The 19152-nt window shown below is 34.0% G+C and carries 18 protein-coding genes; 2 read left to right on the forward strand and 16 right to left on the reverse strand.

What is annotated here, in order from left to right:
• Positions 1-23 precede the first annotated feature (23 nt).
• Positions 24-893: a hypothetical protein gene (locus ACE94K_RS11410; RefSeq protein ID WP_378172070.1), complete on the reverse strand. Its 870-nt coding sequence runs from the start codon at positions 891-893 to the stop codon at positions 24-26.
• A 574-nt stretch (positions 894-1467) separates the two neighbouring features.
• Positions 1468-2037, reverse strand: a complete 570-nt coding sequence (locus ACE94K_RS11415; RefSeq protein ID WP_378172073.1) for a class I SAM-dependent methyltransferase — start codon at positions 2035-2037, stop codon at positions 1468-1470.
• A 271-nt stretch (positions 2038-2308) separates the two neighbouring features.
• Between ACE94K_RS11415 and ACE94K_RS11420 the strand changes: the two genes are divergently transcribed.
• Complete coding sequence (locus ACE94K_RS11420) at positions 2309-3946, forward strand: ABC-F family ATP-binding cassette domain-containing protein (protein WP_378172076.1); 1638 nt, start codon at positions 2309-2311, stop codon at positions 3944-3946.
• Between the two features lie 31 nt (positions 3947-3977).
• On the opposite strand, the gene ACE94K_RS11425 is transcribed toward ACE94K_RS11420, so the two are convergent.
• The 11 genes from ACE94K_RS11425 to ACE94K_RS11475 form a co-directional block, all read right to left on the reverse strand.
• Positions 3978-4664 carry an FMN-binding protein gene (locus ACE94K_RS11425; protein WP_378172079.1) on the reverse strand — a complete coding sequence of 229 codons (687 nt, stop codon included), beginning with the start codon at positions 4662-4664 and terminating at the stop codon, positions 3978-3980.
• A gap of 89 nt (positions 4665-4753) precedes the next feature.
• Entirely contained in the window at positions 4754-5284 is a 531-nt protein-coding gene (locus ACE94K_RS11430) for a CIA30 family protein (protein ID WP_378172082.1), read from the reverse strand.
• Between the two features lie 25 nt (positions 5285-5309).
• On the reverse strand, positions 5310-5477 hold the full coding sequence (locus ACE94K_RS11435) for a Lacal_2735 family protein (RefSeq protein WP_378172085.1): 168 nt from the start codon (positions 5475-5477) through the stop codon (positions 5310-5312).
• 84 nt (positions 5478-5561) lie between these two features.
• A complete protein-coding gene (locus tag ACE94K_RS11440; RefSeq protein WP_378172087.1) occupies positions 5562-6287 on the reverse strand; it encodes a sulfite exporter TauE/SafE family protein in 726 nt (241 codons plus the stop codon).
• A gap of 44 nt (positions 6288-6331) precedes the next feature.
• Positions 6332-7138: an arginase family protein gene (locus tag ACE94K_RS11445; protein WP_378172090.1), complete on the reverse strand. Its 807-nt coding sequence runs from the start codon at positions 7136-7138 to the stop codon at positions 6332-6334.
• 11 nt (positions 7139-7149) lie between these two features.
• Positions 7150-8790, reverse strand: coding sequence for a M1 family metallopeptidase (locus tag ACE94K_RS11450; RefSeq protein ID WP_378172093.1), 1641 nt, complete (start codon positions 8788-8790; stop codon positions 7150-7152).
• 15 nt (positions 8791-8805) lie between these two features.
• Complete coding sequence (locus ACE94K_RS11455) at positions 8806-9744, reverse strand: alpha/beta hydrolase (RefSeq protein WP_378172096.1); 939 nt, start codon at positions 9742-9744, stop codon at positions 8806-8808.
• Between the two features lie 47 nt (positions 9745-9791).
• Positions 9792-11129, reverse strand: a complete 1338-nt coding sequence (locus tag ACE94K_RS11460) for a M28 family peptidase (RefSeq protein ID WP_378172099.1) — start codon at positions 11127-11129, stop codon at positions 9792-9794.
• Between the two features lie 47 nt (positions 11130-11176).
• On the reverse strand, positions 11177-12994 hold the full coding sequence (locus tag ACE94K_RS11465) for a T9SS type A sorting domain-containing protein (protein ID WP_378172102.1): 1818 nt from the start codon (positions 12992-12994) through the stop codon (positions 11177-11179).
• A 253-nt stretch (positions 12995-13247) separates the two neighbouring features.
• Entirely contained in the window at positions 13248-13832 is a 585-nt protein-coding gene (locus ACE94K_RS11470; RefSeq protein WP_378172105.1) for a hypothetical protein, read from the reverse strand.
• Positions 13833-13915: 83 nt separating this feature from the next.
• Positions 13916-14566 carry a suppressor of fused domain protein gene (locus tag ACE94K_RS11475; protein ID WP_378172108.1) on the reverse strand — a complete coding sequence of 217 codons (651 nt, stop codon included), beginning with the start codon at positions 14564-14566 and terminating at the stop codon, positions 13916-13918.
• Between the two features lie 388 nt (positions 14567-14954).
• On the opposite strand from ACE94K_RS11475, the gene ACE94K_RS11480 reads away from it, so the two are divergent.
• Positions 14955-15281 carry a hypothetical protein gene (locus ACE94K_RS11480; protein ID WP_378172111.1) on the forward strand — a complete coding sequence of 109 codons (327 nt, stop codon included), beginning with the start codon at positions 14955-14957 and terminating at the stop codon, positions 15279-15281.
• Positions 15282-15491: 210 nt separating this feature from the next.
• Here the strand turns inward: ACE94K_RS11480 and blaOXA are convergent, their stop codons facing one another.
• The 3 genes from blaOXA to ACE94K_RS11495 all read right to left on the reverse strand — a co-directional run bounded on the left by blaOXA (position 15492) and on the right by ACE94K_RS11495 (position 18914).
• Positions 15492-16340: a class D beta-lactamase gene (gene blaOXA / locus ACE94K_RS11485; protein ID WP_378172114.1), complete on the reverse strand. Its 849-nt coding sequence runs from the start codon at positions 16338-16340 to the stop codon at positions 15492-15494.
• A gap of 558 nt (positions 16341-16898) precedes the next feature.
• Positions 16899-17921 carry a hypothetical protein gene (locus ACE94K_RS11490; RefSeq protein ID WP_378172117.1) on the reverse strand — a complete coding sequence of 341 codons (1023 nt, stop codon included), beginning with the start codon at positions 17919-17921 and terminating at the stop codon, positions 16899-16901.
• Positions 17922-17957: 36 nt separating this feature from the next.
• Positions 17958-18914: a tetratricopeptide repeat protein gene (locus ACE94K_RS11495; protein ID WP_378172120.1), complete on the reverse strand. Its 957-nt coding sequence runs from the start codon at positions 18912-18914 to the stop codon at positions 17958-17960.
• Between the last annotated feature and the right edge of the window lie 238 nt (positions 18915-19152).

Consider the following 19152-nt stretch of genomic DNA (forward strand, 5'->3'; position numbering starts at 1 on the left):
ATGATTTTGTGTAATATGATCTTCTAGAAGAATCTAGTGTAGGCTCTAAAAGAACCACTGTTAGTTGGTCTTGTTCTTCTTACTTCTCTTTCTGTATAATCAGAAGTGTAGTAATATGCATACCAGATTCCATTGGTGAAGTCAACCTGATATTGCAATTGCCAAGAGTAACTATTAAATGGCCATATACCGCTGCTTTTCCAAGCATAGAACTGAACTCTGGTCAATCCGCATACTACATTGGTCCAAGTGTATACATCGTCACGTTCTCTCCATGATCCTCCGTAGTAAGAATTACGAGTATTAGAATACCATAATCCATTATCACAGAATCTAATGTCTGTAGGAGTCGATACTACTGGTGTTCCACCGCAATATGAATTTCTAAATCCAGTAGAACCTACATCATAACATGCTTTTTGAATCCCGGTATCCGTATAATTAGGATCCAAAATTTCTATGGGAGCTAAGGATTCATTAATCTGTCTTCCTGAGTTCGCTAATGCTGATCCTTCTGCAGTTTTTGCAATACGCTCAGGTACCGGAAGCTTGGTGTCAGTTAAAGAAATAAAAATGTCAAATGGAGTTAAATCTTCCCCTAGACTACTGTCTTCATTACTTTTTTCCGCATTACCGTATAATTTCTCAATAACCACCATATCGTCATTTTCACCAATGGCAATAAAACGATATTCATGACCGTCTTTTTGAATTTTTGCTACCTCTAGAGATGTTTCGCTAACTTCTGTCGGATAGACTGCATCTTCTGTCGGTGTTTCGTTTACCTTTTGAAGAGTCTCATCTTGTAATTCTTCTTCTTTGTTTTCACACGCAACCAACGCAATTCCAATGGTAAAGGCAATTGCTAGCGTTTTAAAAATTGATTTTTTCATAATTAAAGGTTTTAAAAGTATGTATTTCATTTACTCAGGTGTTCCGGAAGTACCTTCTGGGGGCAAATTTATGGTGTAAGTGTTTGTTAATCAATAAGTAAAACACCGTTTATGTGTAGTTTTACAACCGGTTGTAAAAGGGTGTTTTTCCCTTATAGTAAATATTTGACAGTTGCCAGTGATGCTTCTTTGGTGAAAATTATCTATTGTAGAAATTGAAACTATTCTTCTTTAATCCGTTAAGATTGCATAGTGTAGGAAGAAGGTTGTATCTAGCTATGCCGCTCAAGTATTCAAATCATCTAATATAGATGCAGGAATTAAAGTAAATCCTTTGACAACTGCATTATAAGGTTAATATAAGGTAGTGGGGAAACTCTTCTATACATTGTTTTTGAACTTCTTTAGAGAATCTAATTCTAATTTCACCGGCTTTATTATCCGAGAGAACACATATCTCTAAACGAAGGTACACACCTTTATTTTCCCTTTTTTCGTGAATCTAGGAAATTTATCAAGTAATTGATCATAGATTCTTCATTGAATACATAAATTAAATACGCAATATTTTTCATTAAGCTTTTCGCCTGGCGATAATTATCGTATGGATTTCTATGCTGCCGTCTTTTCTCTGATAGTTTTTATGAATGATATAAAGAATGCTAAAATGATGTTCGATTAATTCCTTTTTAGTATCATCTAAGTTATGGTAGTAAAAGTATACCTGATCTCCGGTACTACCAGTTCGATAACCAGAATTTTTATAATTACCTGCCACAAAGCTAATGTATAAAACACCGTTGTTATTTAATAGATTTGCACAATTTTTAATCAAATTAAACCGATCCGATTTTGATAAATAAGGAAGATAAAAACCGCAGATAATACCATCAAAACTAGAATTTAATGTGTTTATTTCCCTTCCATCCATTATTTCGAAGTTAGCGGATGGATTGTTTTTTTTTGCTAATGCAATCATATTCGGCGCAATATCAATCCCAAAAATTATGCTGTCAGGTCTTTTGGATATTATATGTTTTATGATATTACCGGGTCCACAACCTATTTCTAAAATTTTTGGATTCTCATCTATCAGTTCATTACAAAAATTATCATACGTATCATTATATAGATCTAACTCCATAAATACTTTTTCGTATAATGAGGCTATTTTATTGTATGTCTTGAAGGTTGTATGATAAGGATTCAACTAGTATTTGGATTTATGATTTTTAAAGGATAAAATGGATAGTAAAATATAGTGAAATTATATTATTTAAAGACTTGTTTAATTGAAGAAAGACAGTTCATAATATTTTTTGTTCAAATAGTATTAATTAAAGAAAAGGATAATATTGTATTTTCTTTGCTGTGAACTCCTTTTTCATAGTTTTGCATTTTTAAAATAAGATGATATGATTTCTGTAGATGGAATTGCTGTAGAGTTTAGTGGAGAAACATTATTTAGTAATGTTTCTTTTGTGATTAATGAAAACGATAAAATTGCCCTAATGGGTAAGAATGGAGCCGGAAAATCCACTATGATGAAGATCATTGCCGGAGCACAAAAAGCAACCAGAGGAAATGTACGCTGCCCGAAAGAAGCGGTGATTGCTTATCTACCACAGCATTTGTTGACTGATGACGATTGTACGGTTTTTGAAGAAGCATCCAAAGCTTTTGGTCAAATTCACGAGATGCAGCAAGAAATGGATCGACTTAACAAAGAGCTCGAAACTCGTACGGATTACGATTCTGAGGAGTACATGAATATCATTCAGAAAGTGACTGACTTAGGAGAAAAGTTTTATGCAATTGAGGAGGTTAATTATGATGCGGAGGTAGAAAAAGCATTACAAGGATTAGGTTTTAAAAGAGAAGATTTTACGAGACCTACAAGCGAATTTAGTGGTGGATGGAGAATGCGTATTGAGCTGGCTAAAATATTATTACAAAAACCAGACCTGATTCTCCTTGATGAGCCAACCAATCACGTGGATATCGAATCAGTAATATGGTTAGAGGACTTTTTGCTTAATAAGGCAAAAGCAGTGATTGTAATTTCTCATGATAAAGCATTTATAGATAATATTACGAATAGAACCATAGAAGTTACTATGGGTAGAATCTATGATTATAAGGCCAATTACACACATTATTTACAATTGAGAGAGGAAAGACGCTCACATCAGATAAAAGCATATCAGGAACAGCAAAAGTTTATTGCTGATACCAAGCAATTTATAGAAAGATTTAAAGGCACCTATTCTAAGACGAATCAGGTGAATTCTCGTGAGCGTATGTTGGAAAAATTAGATATTATTGAGATTGATGAGGTAGATACTTCTTCTTTAAAGCTTAGGTTTCCTCCCTCAGCTCGCTCGGGTGATTATCCTGTTATCGCTAAAGATTTGTCTAAAAAGTACGACGATCATGTGGTGTTTAAAGATGCCAGTATGTCTATAGCAAGAGGAGAAAAGGTCTCTTTTGTAGGAAGAAATGGTGAAGGAAAATCCACGATGATCAAGGCCATTATGGGAGAAATTGATTTTGAAGGACAATGTGATCTGGGGCACAATGCGAAGGTTGGATACTTTGCTCAAAACCAAGCAGCTTTATTAGATCCTAATCTCACCGTATTCCAAACAGTCGATGAGGTAGCCAAAGGCGATGTAAGAACGCAGATCAAGAACATATTAGGACAATTTATGTTTAGTGGAGATCATATTGATAAAAAAGTTGGAGTCCTTTCTGGTGGAGAAAGAACACGATTGGCTATGGTAAAATTACTGTTGGAACCGGTAAACGTATTAATTCTCGATGAACCAACAAATCATTTGGATATCAGGTCTAAAGATGTTCTAAAAGAAGCTTTACTAGCTTTTGATGGTACTTTGATATTAGTATCTCATGACCGTGATTTTTTGAGAGGATTATCGAATAAAGTTTTTGAGTTTAAGGACAAGCGTGTTATCGAACATTTTGAAACCATCGATGCTTTCTTAGAAAGAAATAGAATGGAGAGTCTTAACGAAATTCATCTTAAGAATTAGTCGAATTTATGTTTTTATCATATTAAGAATATTAATCGAGTAAATAACTTTGATATTTTTTTAATCTTTCATTTAGCATTTGTATGACAGCGTGGCTGGTGATGGTTGCCCCTGATATTCCGTCGATTTTTTTATCTCCTTTGATAAGATTTTTACCATTTTGCATTAGACCGAAAGTGTTTTGCGTTAAGGATATTTTTGTGCCGGTGAACTTATTTTCAAATGTGGCATAGGTTATTTCTGCTCCGTAACCTTCGGATTCCGCTTTGTGATCAAATGCAATTTTACTAATTTCTTGTGAGTTTTTATTGATCAAAATTTTAGCCCATATAACATCCATATAACCTTTACCAACAGCAAAAAGAATAACTTGATCAGAGTTGGCAATTTCAAAAATTGGTAGTGTGATTTGTTGTTGAGATGTTACTGCCTTTTTGTATAGATCGATACCCTCTGTTATATTCGAAGGAAATATTTTTCCAGTCGAGTCAATGATTTTTACCTGAAATAGTTTATCAATATCAGAACTATCATTTGCTTTTATATTAGCAAATGTGACCAACTCTTTTATAAAAGGAGATGATTGGGCGATTCCTTTATTTTCTTTTTTTTGTTGTGCTGAATTTGACTCGGGAATCTCTTGTTTTTGAGTGGTTATTTGTTTTTTACAAGCCCATATACCTGAAAGTAGAACCATTAAAAGCAGTAACCGTTTCATAGTTTAGTGTTTAAATCAAAACAAGTATAAAGGTCGAAAAAACTAAAACATTTTTCTATGACTTTTGTCAGGAGGTTGATTTCGGATATTTACTTCAATTCTATTGTATCTATTTCTAACCTAAACTGCTCTGCTTTTTTATTACCAATAAGAAAGGCAATTTCTTGCATTATTTCTGCAGGATAGTTGGGTATATCAAGTTTTCTACCTCTAAAAGCCGGATACATTTCTGATAAGGAAATCTCGATAGTTTGCCAATCACCGGTTGTTTCAAAATTGGCGATATATGAAAAGCGGTCATTGGCATTCGTTTTTATTCTGAATTGATATTTCTTTTTATCTCCTCTCAATCGTATCAACACCTTAGTATATCCTTTGACATTTTTCGTATCAAAACGATAACGGACCGACGAAAATCCTCCATTATTTTCTAAAGAAACGGTTCCTGAAAAAACTGCATTTCCTTCATTATTAATTTCAAAATTCCCTTGAGACAAACCTCCCATTACGCCATCATCAACTACATTCCAATTAGAAAGGTTACTATTTTTATCAAAATCAAAAATAAGCAGAGAAGTTGTCATTAAAAATAAATACGTATATGATAGTATCAGGTTCATAACTTTTGGACAGAAACCTTATATACTATTCCTGTAGTTGTTCTATTTTTTTAAGGATTAAATCAGCTTCGGCTTGTTTGTCATCACTGGCTTTGCGATTTGTATGTGACAACTTATAAGACTCTTCCATTAGAGATCGATACTTTTTCTGAAGTACTTCTTTTTCCGATTTTTTCTTAAATAATGTAAACATAGCGTCGTTTTATTATAAAGATAATCTATACGCCTATAAACATATGAGAAAGTTATCTTAAATAACGTTTTTATAAGATTTTGTTTATCTGAGCAGAATGATGATCCCACCAATTGCAGTCATAATTAAAATAAACCTTCGATACTGCTGATCTTTAAAAAGCTTTACCACTTTTAGTCCGATAATAAACCCTAGCAGCACTCCTGGTATTAAATATAAATCAATCAATAAAGATTGTTGTGTTACCGTTTTCCAACTAAAAACGTGAAATGGTAGTTTTACGAGATTAATGATGAAAAACAACCAGGCGGCAGTACCAATAAATTCATTCTTTGGAATCCGCATCGCAAGAAAGAAAATATTAGAAAATGCTCCAGCCAAATTACCTATCATTGTGGTGAATCCCGCTAAAAAACCTGTAGAACCTGCAAACCACATTGCAGTAGGGATATTTTTCTTTTCATATCGTTCCCAAAGAAACATAATGACAACACTGATAATTATGATAATGGCCATTCCTCTTTTAAAAACTTCTTCACTAAGATTCTTACCAACAAAAACAGCAACTAGTACTCCGCCAATCATCCAGGGAAGAAATTTGATAAGATATTTCCATTGCTTATGTCGATTGTAATAGATCACTGCTAAAATATCAGCAAAAATTAAAAGCGGTAAAACGATGCCGGTAGATGCTTTCGCTCCATAAACCAAGGCCATCATGGTTACGATAAGAATTCCCATACCCTTTAATCCGGATTTTGACATTCCTAGAATCATTGCAGCTATAAATGAGATAATATATGCAGTCATATAGTGGTGTTAACGTATTGGGATTTATTGTTATTTAGAAAAAGTTATTTCATCAATAAATGGATAATTTCTTCTACAGGTTGTAATTCTGAAAGTTCAGTTGTGATTGATTCTAATACACTACTACCAACAATTCTAAAGTTTTCTTGTAAAGCCTTGATAGCTTCTTCGGCTTCAGCAATTGTAATACCTTGAGGTACCTGATAATAAGTTTTATCATAATCTTTTGGCTCCAAACAATCAAAATCAAAATGCAAATAGAGATTCGTGATGTTTTTTGATTTTAAAATATGAGTCAATTCAGTAATATCTGTTTTTTTTGGCGCGTAGATTTCATCCTCATTAATTCTGATTTGTTCTAAATCATCTAAATCCCTTACACCGATATAATGGATTTGTGAGGCTTTGATAGTAGAAAACAGTAGTGGGTTCATATCTTCAGCACCTTCACCTAGCAATATTCTTAGCGGCATACCGTGAAAATTACAACTTGGCGACTCACAGGGTTTATTAATATCTGCGTGGGCATCAAACCAAATAACTCCGAGATTCGGATATTTATAATTGAGATAGGAAACAGGAACAATTTCTAATCCGCAATCTCCTCCAATCGTTTTGATGGTTTTAGGTTGTGTTTGGTTTGTGTATTCTTTCAGTCTGGTTAGTTGTTCTTTTATTGCATCATAGTTGTTGATATTGTGTTTTTTTTCTCCATTTTTTCCTGCCAAAATTTTTGATAATGGAATTTGAACAAATTCAGGATCATTTAAATAATCTAAAATAGCTTTCGCTCCATTTTCGATTACCTTTCCGGTTCCTGATCCTTGCCACTGTGGAAAGTAAATTTTCACACGTTCTTTTATTAAATGGATTTAGCTTTTATATAAAAATTGGGGTCAATACCAATTTCATCAGCTTTGACCTTTAATACTTGCCATTCTGCATTGGGCTGCACCCATTGATCTTTTCCATCAATTTTTAGCCGCACAGGCATATCAAAATCTTCTACGGTATCGATATATCGATATTTTAATCCGTTATCATCAAAACCGTATTCTAAAGTAGGTATTCTGGTATCTCTTAAATACTGATTAAAAAAGGCCGTCAGATCAATTTTGGTTTTCTCACTAATATAATCTTCAATTTGTTTTGTGGTAACCGTTTGATGATAAAACTCTTTGTTAAGTCCTCTAAGGATGGATCTCCATTTCTCGTCATCTTCTATAAGTTGGCGTAGGGTATGTAGCATATTAGCACCTTTATAGTACATATCACTAGAGCCTTCGTGATTTACGTCATATTGACCAATAATAGGTTTGTCGTTTCTAATACCCTGTCGAGTACCAATTACATATTCTGAAGAAGCTTCTTTGCCGTAATGATAATCCAGAAATAAATTTTCTGAATAGGCTGTGAAACTTTCATGAATCCACATGTCTGCTATATCTTTATAGGTGATATTATTAGCAAACCATTCGTGACCGGATTCGTGTATGATGATAAAATCAAACTTTAAACCCCAACCAGTTCCGGATAAATCATTACCCAGATATCCATTTACATATTTATTTCCGTAGGTAACAGAGCTTTGATGTTCCATTCCTAAATAAGGCACTTCTACTAGTTTAAAACTATCCTCATAAAAAGGATATGGCCCAAACCAATATTCAAAGGCTTTCATGGTTCTAGGTGCATCTTTAAATTGTTTTTTGGCTGCTTCGAGATTATCTCTTAAAACATAGTAATCCATATCCAGCTCACCTTTTTCTCCTTCATACTTTTCGCCAAAATGTACATAGTCTCCAATATTAATGTTAACTCCGTAGTTATTGATTGGATTGCTTACAAACCAGTGAAATGTTTTTGTGTCTGGATCACGTTCTTCTACTTTACGAAGTCTTCCATTGCCTACATTCATCAAACCTTTTGGAACCGTAACACTTACTAGCATGCTATCCACTTCATCATACATATGATCCTTGTTTGGCCACCAAACGCTGGCTCCTAATCCCTGACAGGAAGATGCAACAAAATGTTTTCCGTTAGCATCTTTTTTCCAAGAAATACCACCATCCCATGGCGCACGAACGGCTTCTCTGGGTTTTCCACTATAATATACTTCTAAAGAGTTGATAGTGCCTTTTTTTTGTTTTTTATCGAGCGTAATAAAGTGTGCATTTCCTTCTGAAGTTACTTTTAACTCTTTTCCGTCTTGTACTACTTTTTCTATAACCAAAGGAGGTTGCAAATCTACTTGTAACACATTATGATTTTCCAATACTTTATAATGTATGGTGTTTTTTCCTTCGATAGTTTTTTTATCAGGATCTACAGATATGTCCAGATGGTAATAAGAGAGATCCCACCAAGCTCTTTCTGGAGTAATAGAACCTCTTAGCGTATCTTGCTTGGTAAATTGTTGTTGCTGATCAAAAAGAGATGTTTGCGAGAAAATTGATGATAATCCGCAAACAAAACATATGGTAAAGAAAAACCTAGTCATTTTTTTTGGTTTAATTTATTGTAGTAAAAATTCAAGCGGGATATGTACGCGTTCATTCCAGCTTTTTTCGTGGTGTGCAGCGCCTTCAAACTTCTTGGTAATCCAATTTTTTCCTTCTGTATACCCTTTATCTTTCATCATTTGATCTACCCTTTTTTGAAATGGTTCGTATTGGGCGTCTAATGTTTCAGTTCCAAAATCGAAATAAATTTTGTGAGTTGCCGGATCCGGAAGGGTAGAAGGCAATGTTTGCATATAGGCTTCTCCCAAAACGGGAACCGGCCAATGGGTAGATACGCATCCTGCAGCGCCAAAAACTTCGGGGTATTTACAGATCGCATATAGAGATATTAATCCTCCCATAGAGGATCCCATAATAGATGTGTCTTCAGTTTTGGTCGAAACGTTATATGTCTTGTCAATAAATGGTTTTAATTCTTCTACCAAGAATTTCAGATAATCATCAGAATACAAATCATCGAATCCCGTATTTTGTTTTAAGGCGGCTTTTACTTCAGCGCTGCTGGTAGCTTCAGCCGGTGCTTTTGGCATATATTCTGAAAAGCGTTTCTTTTCTCCATTCCAGGCAGCAACCACAATGGTCTTTTGAATCTTTCCAACTTTTATCAAACTATCCACCGTTTCATCTACGCCCCAGTCAATTCCGGTGTAGGATGTCTTTGGATTAAATACATTTTGCCCGTCATGCATATAAAGAACTTTGTACTTTACTTCTGAATCAGCTTCATATCCATCTGGTAGAAATACTTCTACGTTTCTGGGGGTAACATATTCAGATTTGAAGTTTTCGTGAATGATTACTTTGCCTTTTGCAGGAACGGATAGGTTTTCTGCTATATCCAAGGGTGGTGGTAATTTTCTTTTAATTCCTTCTTGTTTGCAAGAGATTAGAGCAAATAAGAATAGTACCGAAAGTGTTTTAATAATTTTCATTAAAAGTGGTTATGTTTATTGTGGTTAATTTAATAAGAAAGGTTGTGTTATCTAAATACTCCGGAAGGAAATACCACGGGGCTTTCGTGTCCATTTTTTCCTACGGTTGCGATACCAAAAAAGTAATTATCAATAACAATACCATCTAAGGTGAAATTATCGACGTTGCCAACAAAACGACTATAATCCCAAGTTGGAGATGTGGTGTCCCTCCAATAGATTTTATACCCTTTTATATTTGGGTCATTTGCTTTTTTCCATTTGAATTTGGCAGATGGCTCTACAATTCCACCAATTTTTACTTCTGTAGGAGCAGGTGGTGCCCAAGCAATACTAGCCAGGTTGATAGCGTTAACAGCTGTTAATTTTGCGGCGTAATCAAAATTAACGTGCTCGACAACATCTCCATATTTGATACCATTTTCAACTCTGATATCCTGATGTTGTTGCGTATAATTTTCGTGTGCCTCCATAATTCGGATTCCTGCAAATCCTGCATCATTAAATGGACGGTGATGACCGCCGCGACCAAAACGATCCAAACGATAAATCATCATCGGATTCATTTCCGGCATATAGGTCTTAGTAGTCTTATGAATATGTCGTGCTAATTGACGGGATATTCCGTCAACTTCACCACCGTAAAAACGTCTACGTTCAACCATTTTTTCATCATCTGTAAGATTGGTAGGTTCAGAAAATATTCTAAAAGTTCTATTGTCAATTACTCCATCAACGCCTTTTATATTTCCAATCATATCATTATTCAGAACACCAATAATATCCCAGTTTTTATCCTTGGCATAAGCGGCTAATCCTTTACCACCAAATAATCCTTGCTCTTCTCCTGATAATCCAACATATATAATACTGTTTTCGAACTTGTATTCTGACAATACTCTGGCAGCCTCGATAGCTCCGGCCATTCCGCTAGCATTATCATTTGCTCCCGGAGCATCATCTGTAAAATTGGTTGGATCTGTGATGCGCGAATCGATATCGCCACTCATTATGATAAAGCGATTCGGGTATTTAGTACCTCTCTGTATAGCCACTACATTTACTACCATCACATCTTTGATGATTCGTTGATTTGTTCCTTTTTTTACGAGATCTTTTTGGTAAAAAACTTCTAGACAATTATTACAATCTTTGGAAATCTTATCAAACTCAGACTTTATCCATCTTCTTGCAGCCCCAATTCCTCGTGTGGTAGAAATGGTGTCGCTTAATGTATGTCGTGTGCCAAAACCAGCTAATTTTTTGATATCAGCTTCTATTCTTTCCGAAGAAACTGCATCTATGATTTCATATATTCTTTGATCAGTTTGGGCGGTAATGATAATTGAAAATAAAAAGAGAGTTGAGGTAAGCAGTAATTTCATTTGTATGTATTTGATCGCCTAATTTAAATAAAAGCAATCATTAGCTGTTACTCCTTAACAAATTTATAAGACCAGGAACTCTTTGTATCTTCCAGTGATAAGATGTATATTCCAGCTCGAAGGTCAGAAACCATAATTTTATCAGTCGCTTTTCCTTGAGCTAATTTTTTACCAGTAAGATCGTAGATTGTATACTTATAGTCTCCGTCAGAAGTAGAAAAATTAATTATATTCTTCACAGGATTGGGGTAAGTCATAGGTACTGGTTTTTCCTGAAAGTCTCCTATTCCCAGAGTACTGCTGTACTCAGAAGCTCCGAGATCGATGGTGTTTACAAATCGATTGTTTCCGTTATAATCTGTATTTCCGTGTACTGTTATCGTTCCGTTAGGTGGAAAATTGGTATCCCAAAATGAATCTGTCCAGGTATTAATATCATTTTGTATGATTCCTTCATCAATAGCCGAAGTAGAGGATTCTTGTATATCTAGGTTGCCAGTATCCGGATCTGTAAAATTAGGATTTTGAGTGATAGAGGTTCCCGGTACTGATCCTGATACCGAAGTTCCCCACCAGAGATTCGTTCCCCAAGTATTATTAGTATTGGAGCTTGGATTGAAGTCTTCGTGACAGGCAGCAGTAGATGATTCTCCGAAGAAAATATTATTAGCAACTCGACTATCTTTAACACGATTTTGAAATACAACTTCGCTTCCCCATCCTTTGTTTTTATAGAAGGAATTATTGTAGATATAAATTCTAACTGCGTCTCCGCCACCACCATCGGGATCATCTTCGGTTGAAGAGTAGCCTCCTGTAATGACCCCATTTTCTTTATTGTTGTAGACATAGTTATTAATCATAAGGATATCTGATGTCTCTCTAAACTGGTTTTCACTACCAAATTCGAAGCCCAAATCATTTTCTGCGGATAAATTACTGTCAAAAATGATATTGCGACCGCCATCTACATAGAATCCACCGGCATTTCCTTCGTTGTTATTGATTTCCGATTGATACCACGGATTTGCCGGAACACCTAAAGAGGGATTCCCAAAGATTGTATTGCGTATAGCACGATTGCCTTTGACGATACCATTCCTTGCCTGATTATCATCTCCACAAGCTGCACAGACATCATCCTCGAAACCGATAAAATCAAATCCGATATTGTTGTTATCGTGAACATAGTTATCAATTACTTTAAATCCGTTTACATTACCATTGATGGTAAAAGATTCACTAGATGCCGTAACACACTCATATACTTCATTAGCTATTAATTCTATGTTCTGAATCCCTGAGGTGGTATCTCCATATACTGCAATGCCATTTGCACCCGTACCACAGCCACTATTTTGAGAGCATGAGGAGAAGTTTTTTATATCGTGGATTTTGTTATTTCGAATTATTAGATTGTTGCAAGTACCTTCTATCAAAATTCCGATAGGAGTGTTATTGTCATTACTTACCGGATTTGGAGTTTGATAGTTTTGTAATTCAAAACCATCTATAATCAAATGACTTGCTCCTGAAATGGTGATCAATCCTTTTCTTCCGGTTGGAGTTATAGAACTTCCGTCAATTATTACATTCCCAATGGATTGCACAGTAATTGGGCTATCCGATACACCAGAATTTGATGAACCACTAAATGTTACAATCTCTGTATAGGTTCCGGCTTCTACATTCAGGATATCACCAGGATCTAGTTGATCCACTCCAAATTGTATGGTTTTCCAGGGTGATGCTTGTGAACCAGTATTCATATTATTACCAAAAGTTTGAGAGACGTAGTAGGTGTTTTGAGCAGATAGTGTAAAAAATGAAATAAGCAGCAGTACTGATAGCGTTTGTTTTATCATGATTTGGCGATGTGGGTTACGATTATATAACGTAGAAAGTATCAAAAAATTTTCAGGGATGCAATTATTGGTCAACCAAATATTATCAAAGGGTTATTTTGAATTTTTTAATAGATAGTATAATATTTTGAATTGGACAACTAATCTCAAATAAGTAATTTTTTAAGTATTTGTCAATTAGATGGTAGATAGGATCACGATGATTGCACATATAGTATCGCGTACAATAATTTAATTCTCATTTATCCCACTTTTATCGGTTATTTTGTGTCAAATAATTAATAGCAATTAATACCTGAATATTAGGATCCATCAAATTTAAATCATTTGGATTTTCGAAGATGTGATTTTGAACAGAAGCTCTACTGGGTACATCACCAGAGGCAGAGATTTCTTCGACATATTTAGCAACATAGTTGTTTTTACTTCCTATTTCTTTCAGGTAATTTATATATTTTCCAGATGTATTTATCCCAATTGAGTTGTATTCGACTTCTTTGGTAAGGTTTTGTCTTTTGTGGTAATTCCAAATCTCATTAAAAGTCTCATTTGAGATTGAATTATACATTTCTTTTTGTTTTTCAAAATCAACAATTTCACGGATAGGTTTCCAACCATTTTGTACTAATTCGGGAAGCATTTTTTCAAAACAACTTTTGAAATCAGACTTTTTATTATTCTTGCAAATTTGTTCAGTAAAGAATTCTGTTATTTTATTTACATCTGAAATTTGATTTGATGAGAAGTGTTTTTCCAATTCAGGTGTTCTAATTTCTGATTTACAAGAAATTAAAGCTAACAAAATTCCACACACAAGGATTGTAATATTTTTTTTCATAATTTTTGGTCTACAATTTCTTTTGTACGATGCGCTTGTTTCCTTATTAAATAAAAGCAATATATGCGTCGATTGCAGTTGTGTTATTTTCTCTTTAAGTCAGTTATTAATAATGGATTTTCTTTTTTTAGACTGTCCAGTATTCTCTTAGTTTCGGTTGTTTTAGGATTTTGTTTTAGTTGTGCATATTCGCTCGAAGTAATTCCTACCATTTGTAAAAACTGAATTTCTCCATTAGGCGTATTAATTTTTCCCATCTCCGGGTCTTCAATAAAAGCGATTGCGGTAATATCAGTTTCTGTATTTAACCTAATAGGACCATTTGCAGGAATGAAATGATATTCTTCAAACCATTTTTTGCTATTGAAAACATATTTTCCGAGATTCTGCATTAAAGATATCGCCCATTTAGGATCTTCATTATCTTCTTCAAAAGGGATTAGTCTAAATGTAAATTCAAATCCCCATCCACTATATTCTTCTTCACAGTTTTCCAAATCGTAATATAGACTGGACATTCCATAAGACACAAAATGGTAATGGTCTTTCTGGTTTTTGCTTTCGTAAATGCTTACTCCATCTAGTGGATCTTCTCCGCCGAGCATATATTTGATAATTGTTCCATAATGTTTAGGTTCTTGGTTTGGATATAGTTTCTCTGTCAATTTATCTATACTTAACCAACCAACGGCATCATCTTCTTTAAATTTATTTTTATACTCGTCTTTATTCATTTTCTAGTTTTCATTTTGATTCCTAGCAATATTATACATCTAATATCGCACATATTTAGTTTATATATCCAACTGTAACCATTTTCCACCTGTATAATTAGGTGGATACTGTTATGGATATTTTGTATGTAGATTCTAAAAATAGTATAAAAATTCTCACATAACAAAATGAGAATTCTATAAGTAAGAGGTTAAGAATATTGGCTTTTTTCATCTTTTTTTTAAAAAATCAGGTATTTCTACTCTAAAAAACAAAAAAGTATCATTAGATATTTGTAATGTGATAAAGGAAAACAAGCTATCCAGTAACTAGGATGATGTTTTTATTACAAAGGTGGAATCCGAAAAACCGATTTTAAATAGAGTAGGTTCATAGAAATTTAATAACATGAGTGTTAAACATATTAATGTACACGTAGGGAACAACTTAAATGCAATAGTAAAAGACGGAAAGAATGTAGACGCAGTAGTAACTTTTAAGCCAAAAGATGCACTGTCTTATTCCACACCACAAATAGGAGGAGGAGTTGAATATCAGGTGCCTAATGGATTAGGTTATAATTCGCGCGAACTTGATTTGACAATTAGTGTTCGTTCCAACACATTAGGGGACGCAGAGACAATGATCGTGATACCTTTGAATGCCAGCGACCTTTACGTTAATTTAGAAGGGACCTATAATGGTGCAGTTGATATTCAAACTGCTTTTAAATAAACAATAATTACATTTGTTATAGATATTTTAACCCAAGAAACTGTATCCAGCAGGTTCTTGGGCTTCTTAATTTTAATTAGAAATAGTAGTCTAAGCTATGAGCAGTTATTGGATTATACCCTGTTTTTTTAGAAAAGTATTGACCTTAGTTTTATGTTTATACTTTCGTTTTATGGCTTTCGTAATAAGTGTTTTTCAAAGAAGCGATTGTTAACGGTTTTGTTTAATTGTTTTCATTTGTTCGAATGCCTGCATAGTTATTTCCTTTCTAATCATCGGAAACATGTCCATTTCAAATTGGCGGTTAGGTTCAATGTTTGTTGCGAAAAAATATGTATAGTATTGATTTTCAATGTATCCAACGAACCATCCATTGTTATTTCCATTTCTGATTGACCAGCCAGTTTTTCCACTAAGTTTGTACTCATTATTGGTCTCAATTACCATCATTCTTTTCATTATCCTTTCAGTCCGTTTAGAAATTTGTAGTTCAGAGTTATAGAATCTCTTTAAAAAACCTATTTGCTGAAATTGACTAATTCGAGATTCTCCTTCAAGCCAGAATAAATCAATATTGGTTGAATCAACTTTCATATTCCCATATTTCAGTTTTTTTAGATATTGAGTCATATTTTTCACTCCAATTTTCCTTGCTACTTCTTGATAGCAAGGGACACAAGAAAAATGAAAAGCATCTCTAAACATTAAATCTTGTTCCCAATTCTTCAGCATCCTTTTTTCGCCGTTCCATTTGAAGAGCGCAGTGTCGCTTTCCACGATTCCCGTTTCGAGAGCTATAATTGAATTCGTTATCTTGAATGTAGAAGCTGGTAGTTTTCCTTTTTTTGCCCATTGAAAATCATTCGAATAGTACGTGGCGTCTTTTACGTCATAGATTACAATTGAACCTTTAACATTTGCTGAGTCTATAATTTTATGAAATTCTGGAACTACTATTTCACGCTCAGCCACCTTATCCTCTTTTTTATTAGAATCCGGTTTCTTGCCATTACAGGAATAGAGAAGAATCAATACTAATACGATATATATTACTTTCATTTCATTTCGTTTCGTTTTATTGCTGGTAATAATGTTGTAAATCTAATACTTCGTATTTTTCACTTCAATATCCAACTGTAACTATTTGCATGCATATGTTAAATGTTTACTGCTACAGCTTATGATATATGGATTCTAAAATAATCTAAAAATCCTCTGGATTGCAAAAATCGGTTTATCGCAGAAAAGTAACTACAGAAATTCTCCTGTTCCATCAATTACCTTAGGATTTTTTTCATTTGTTTTTATTTTTTCGGAAGAAATTCTCGAAATTTTCGAGATGTTATCTCTCTCGATTAAGAGATGCTGTTTTGATTTGATTTTTCCGCTTTCAACATCAATCAGGTTGATGTTTTCTATTAAAATCGATTGAGCGCACATTAGTTGGCAACCAATTATCAAAAAAGTGAATAGTAATACTGTATTTTTTTATGTACATCTCTTATGTGATTTTTTATGTTTGTTATTCTTCACAATGATCGCAAAAAAAGCTGTTGTTTGCATTTTTAGTGACATTCTTTTAAGATCTTTTTTTCTGACAAAATATTTAGGGGGCTATTATTTATATTGCTGTAAATGATTATTTATGCTGTCTTTAAAAGCGTCTTTTTTGTCAATGTAAAACACCAGATTCTTATAGTTTCGTTTTATTCCGTAAAGTCCGGTCAGGGTATTTTTCTTTTTTAAACGAATGATAACATTATGGCTTTCTAGTTCCCCTAAAAAAGAAAGTTTACGAGTTTCCTTATTCAACTCAATTTCTGATGAAGAAACGTCTATGCTGTCAATATTGGCGATAGTAATAATCGTTTCACCCATCATTCCATATCGAAGAATCAATTGATCGTTCGTGATCGATATGGGTCTTTTATACATGGATTTTAAAAATCCAAAAAGTTGAATTCCGGAATATATACTTAGAAAGGTCAAAATCCAGGCGGTTACAGTGCTCCATTTTGCAAGGAGCATATGTAACACCACAGTTTCTATAGCGATGATAAAAATGATTGCGATCAGTAAAGCAACAGTGCCACTATCTTTGTGATAAGAGAATTCATTTTCTTTTAGTTTTCTTTTTTTCCAGTAAATAAACCCATAATAAAACACCGCGATTTCGGTCACCACAGGGGCAACCAAGGGTTTTGGGAGTATTTCATTACAAGTGGTTTTTAGGGTAGTAAAAAAGTCAACGGATTCATTTTTATACGTGTTGTAACGCTTTATAGCGTTACGCACATTATAAATCACATAGGATATCACTGAAAGTTCAATTACCGGCAGCACCCAGGTTTTAAAAAGCTCGAGATAATATTGATTCTGTGCCGGAATGATTAACGTGCAGACTAAAAACCCGATAACCATCAAGGGTATCACTGTGGTTTTGGGAATCCTTGTTTTCCGAATTAACAAAAAATAGATCAGTGGAACTGTCAATAATAAATCAACAGTGATCCCTACTGATAATCCGTTTGGATTAGATAAAAAAACGGATGATTTCGAAATGAGGATCATAGCCCCGATAATCAATGTAGGTATCCCAAAAATGATAAAGTGATGCGGATTGTTTGAAACTTTGTTCATTTTGTTTGTTTTCTGGTTATATTAAATAAACTTTAATCATTTTTTTGGTGTGAACCAAGTCAAGATTTCTTCTGCCAAACCCTTATTAGAATGATTTTCTTTTATGAGGGTCTGAAGTGATTTTCTGGCATTTTCGATATTACCACCATGGAGTTGTTTGTACATTTTATTAGCCTCTTCTTCCATACCTTCCAATACGTACACCAAACCTAAATTTTCTCTAAGGTCGCACCAGGCTCTGTAGTTATCAATATTATTAATATTGTGTAATGCTTCCTCACCCACTTTAATGGCTTTTTGATAATCTCCCAACCCTTTGGAATAAACCTCTACCAAGTAAGCGCCGCAAGAAAATAGTTTACGGTGCACGCCTTTTTCCAATACTTCTTTAGCCTTTTCAGGATTTTTATTTAGTAAGTAACAAGTCGCTAATGTTTTAAATCCATTAGGTAATGTTTTGGTATTGCTATCAAATATTGAATTATCATCACGATCAGGGTAGTTTAGCAAAGCACCTGAAAGTTGCTCAATAGCTTCTGGATAATTTTTCTTTTTGATGAGTGTTTGCGCTTTCTTTGTTGCTGCTTCAACCCGCTTTATTGGAGTCTTCTCTTTACTTGTTAATAAGCTATTTAAGAATTCATCAAGATTTGCGCTGTGGTCATAAAAAAGATCTTTTTCGCAATCAAAAAATAAAACTGGACAGTCTGAGTTTCTATGATCTATGACGAAACAAGAAGGTTCCATATTTTTTAGTATGGCAAATGGTATGAAATATGGGTGTTTCTCACTGAGTCCTTGTTCCGCGAAATATTCAAATATTTTTTCCAAGCCCTTTGAACTAAAATTTATTTTAGCTTTTACATCTCTTGAGAAACCTTTCAATCCCCAGGCAAAATGAGTGCTATAGTTTTTGTAATCTTCTGTTTCAAAAAAACTTTCTAGACGTTGAGGTATTTTTACATTTTGATAAACGTTTAGAAACTGATTCATGGGTCTATAGTTTTTTGAAATAAACTTACAAATAAATTTTGACCTCCAGGTCTTGTTCTATTTCGTTTTTAACTCAGGTCTGTTGTCTTATTTAAATATTGCTCGCTTATCCTTCTAATTTTTGAAGTTAATTGCTTGTTCTGGGACATTAGAGATGCGGTTTTGCAGTTTGCTTTACTGATTTACATCTTTTATGAAAGTCGTTTTGCATGATCACCGCTTTCAACCACATACGATT

Source organism: Aquimarina besae (genome assembly GCF_042434905.1).
In the GTDB taxonomy this organism is placed as follows: domain Bacteria; phylum Bacteroidota; class Bacteroidia; order Flavobacteriales; family Flavobacteriaceae; genus Aquimarina.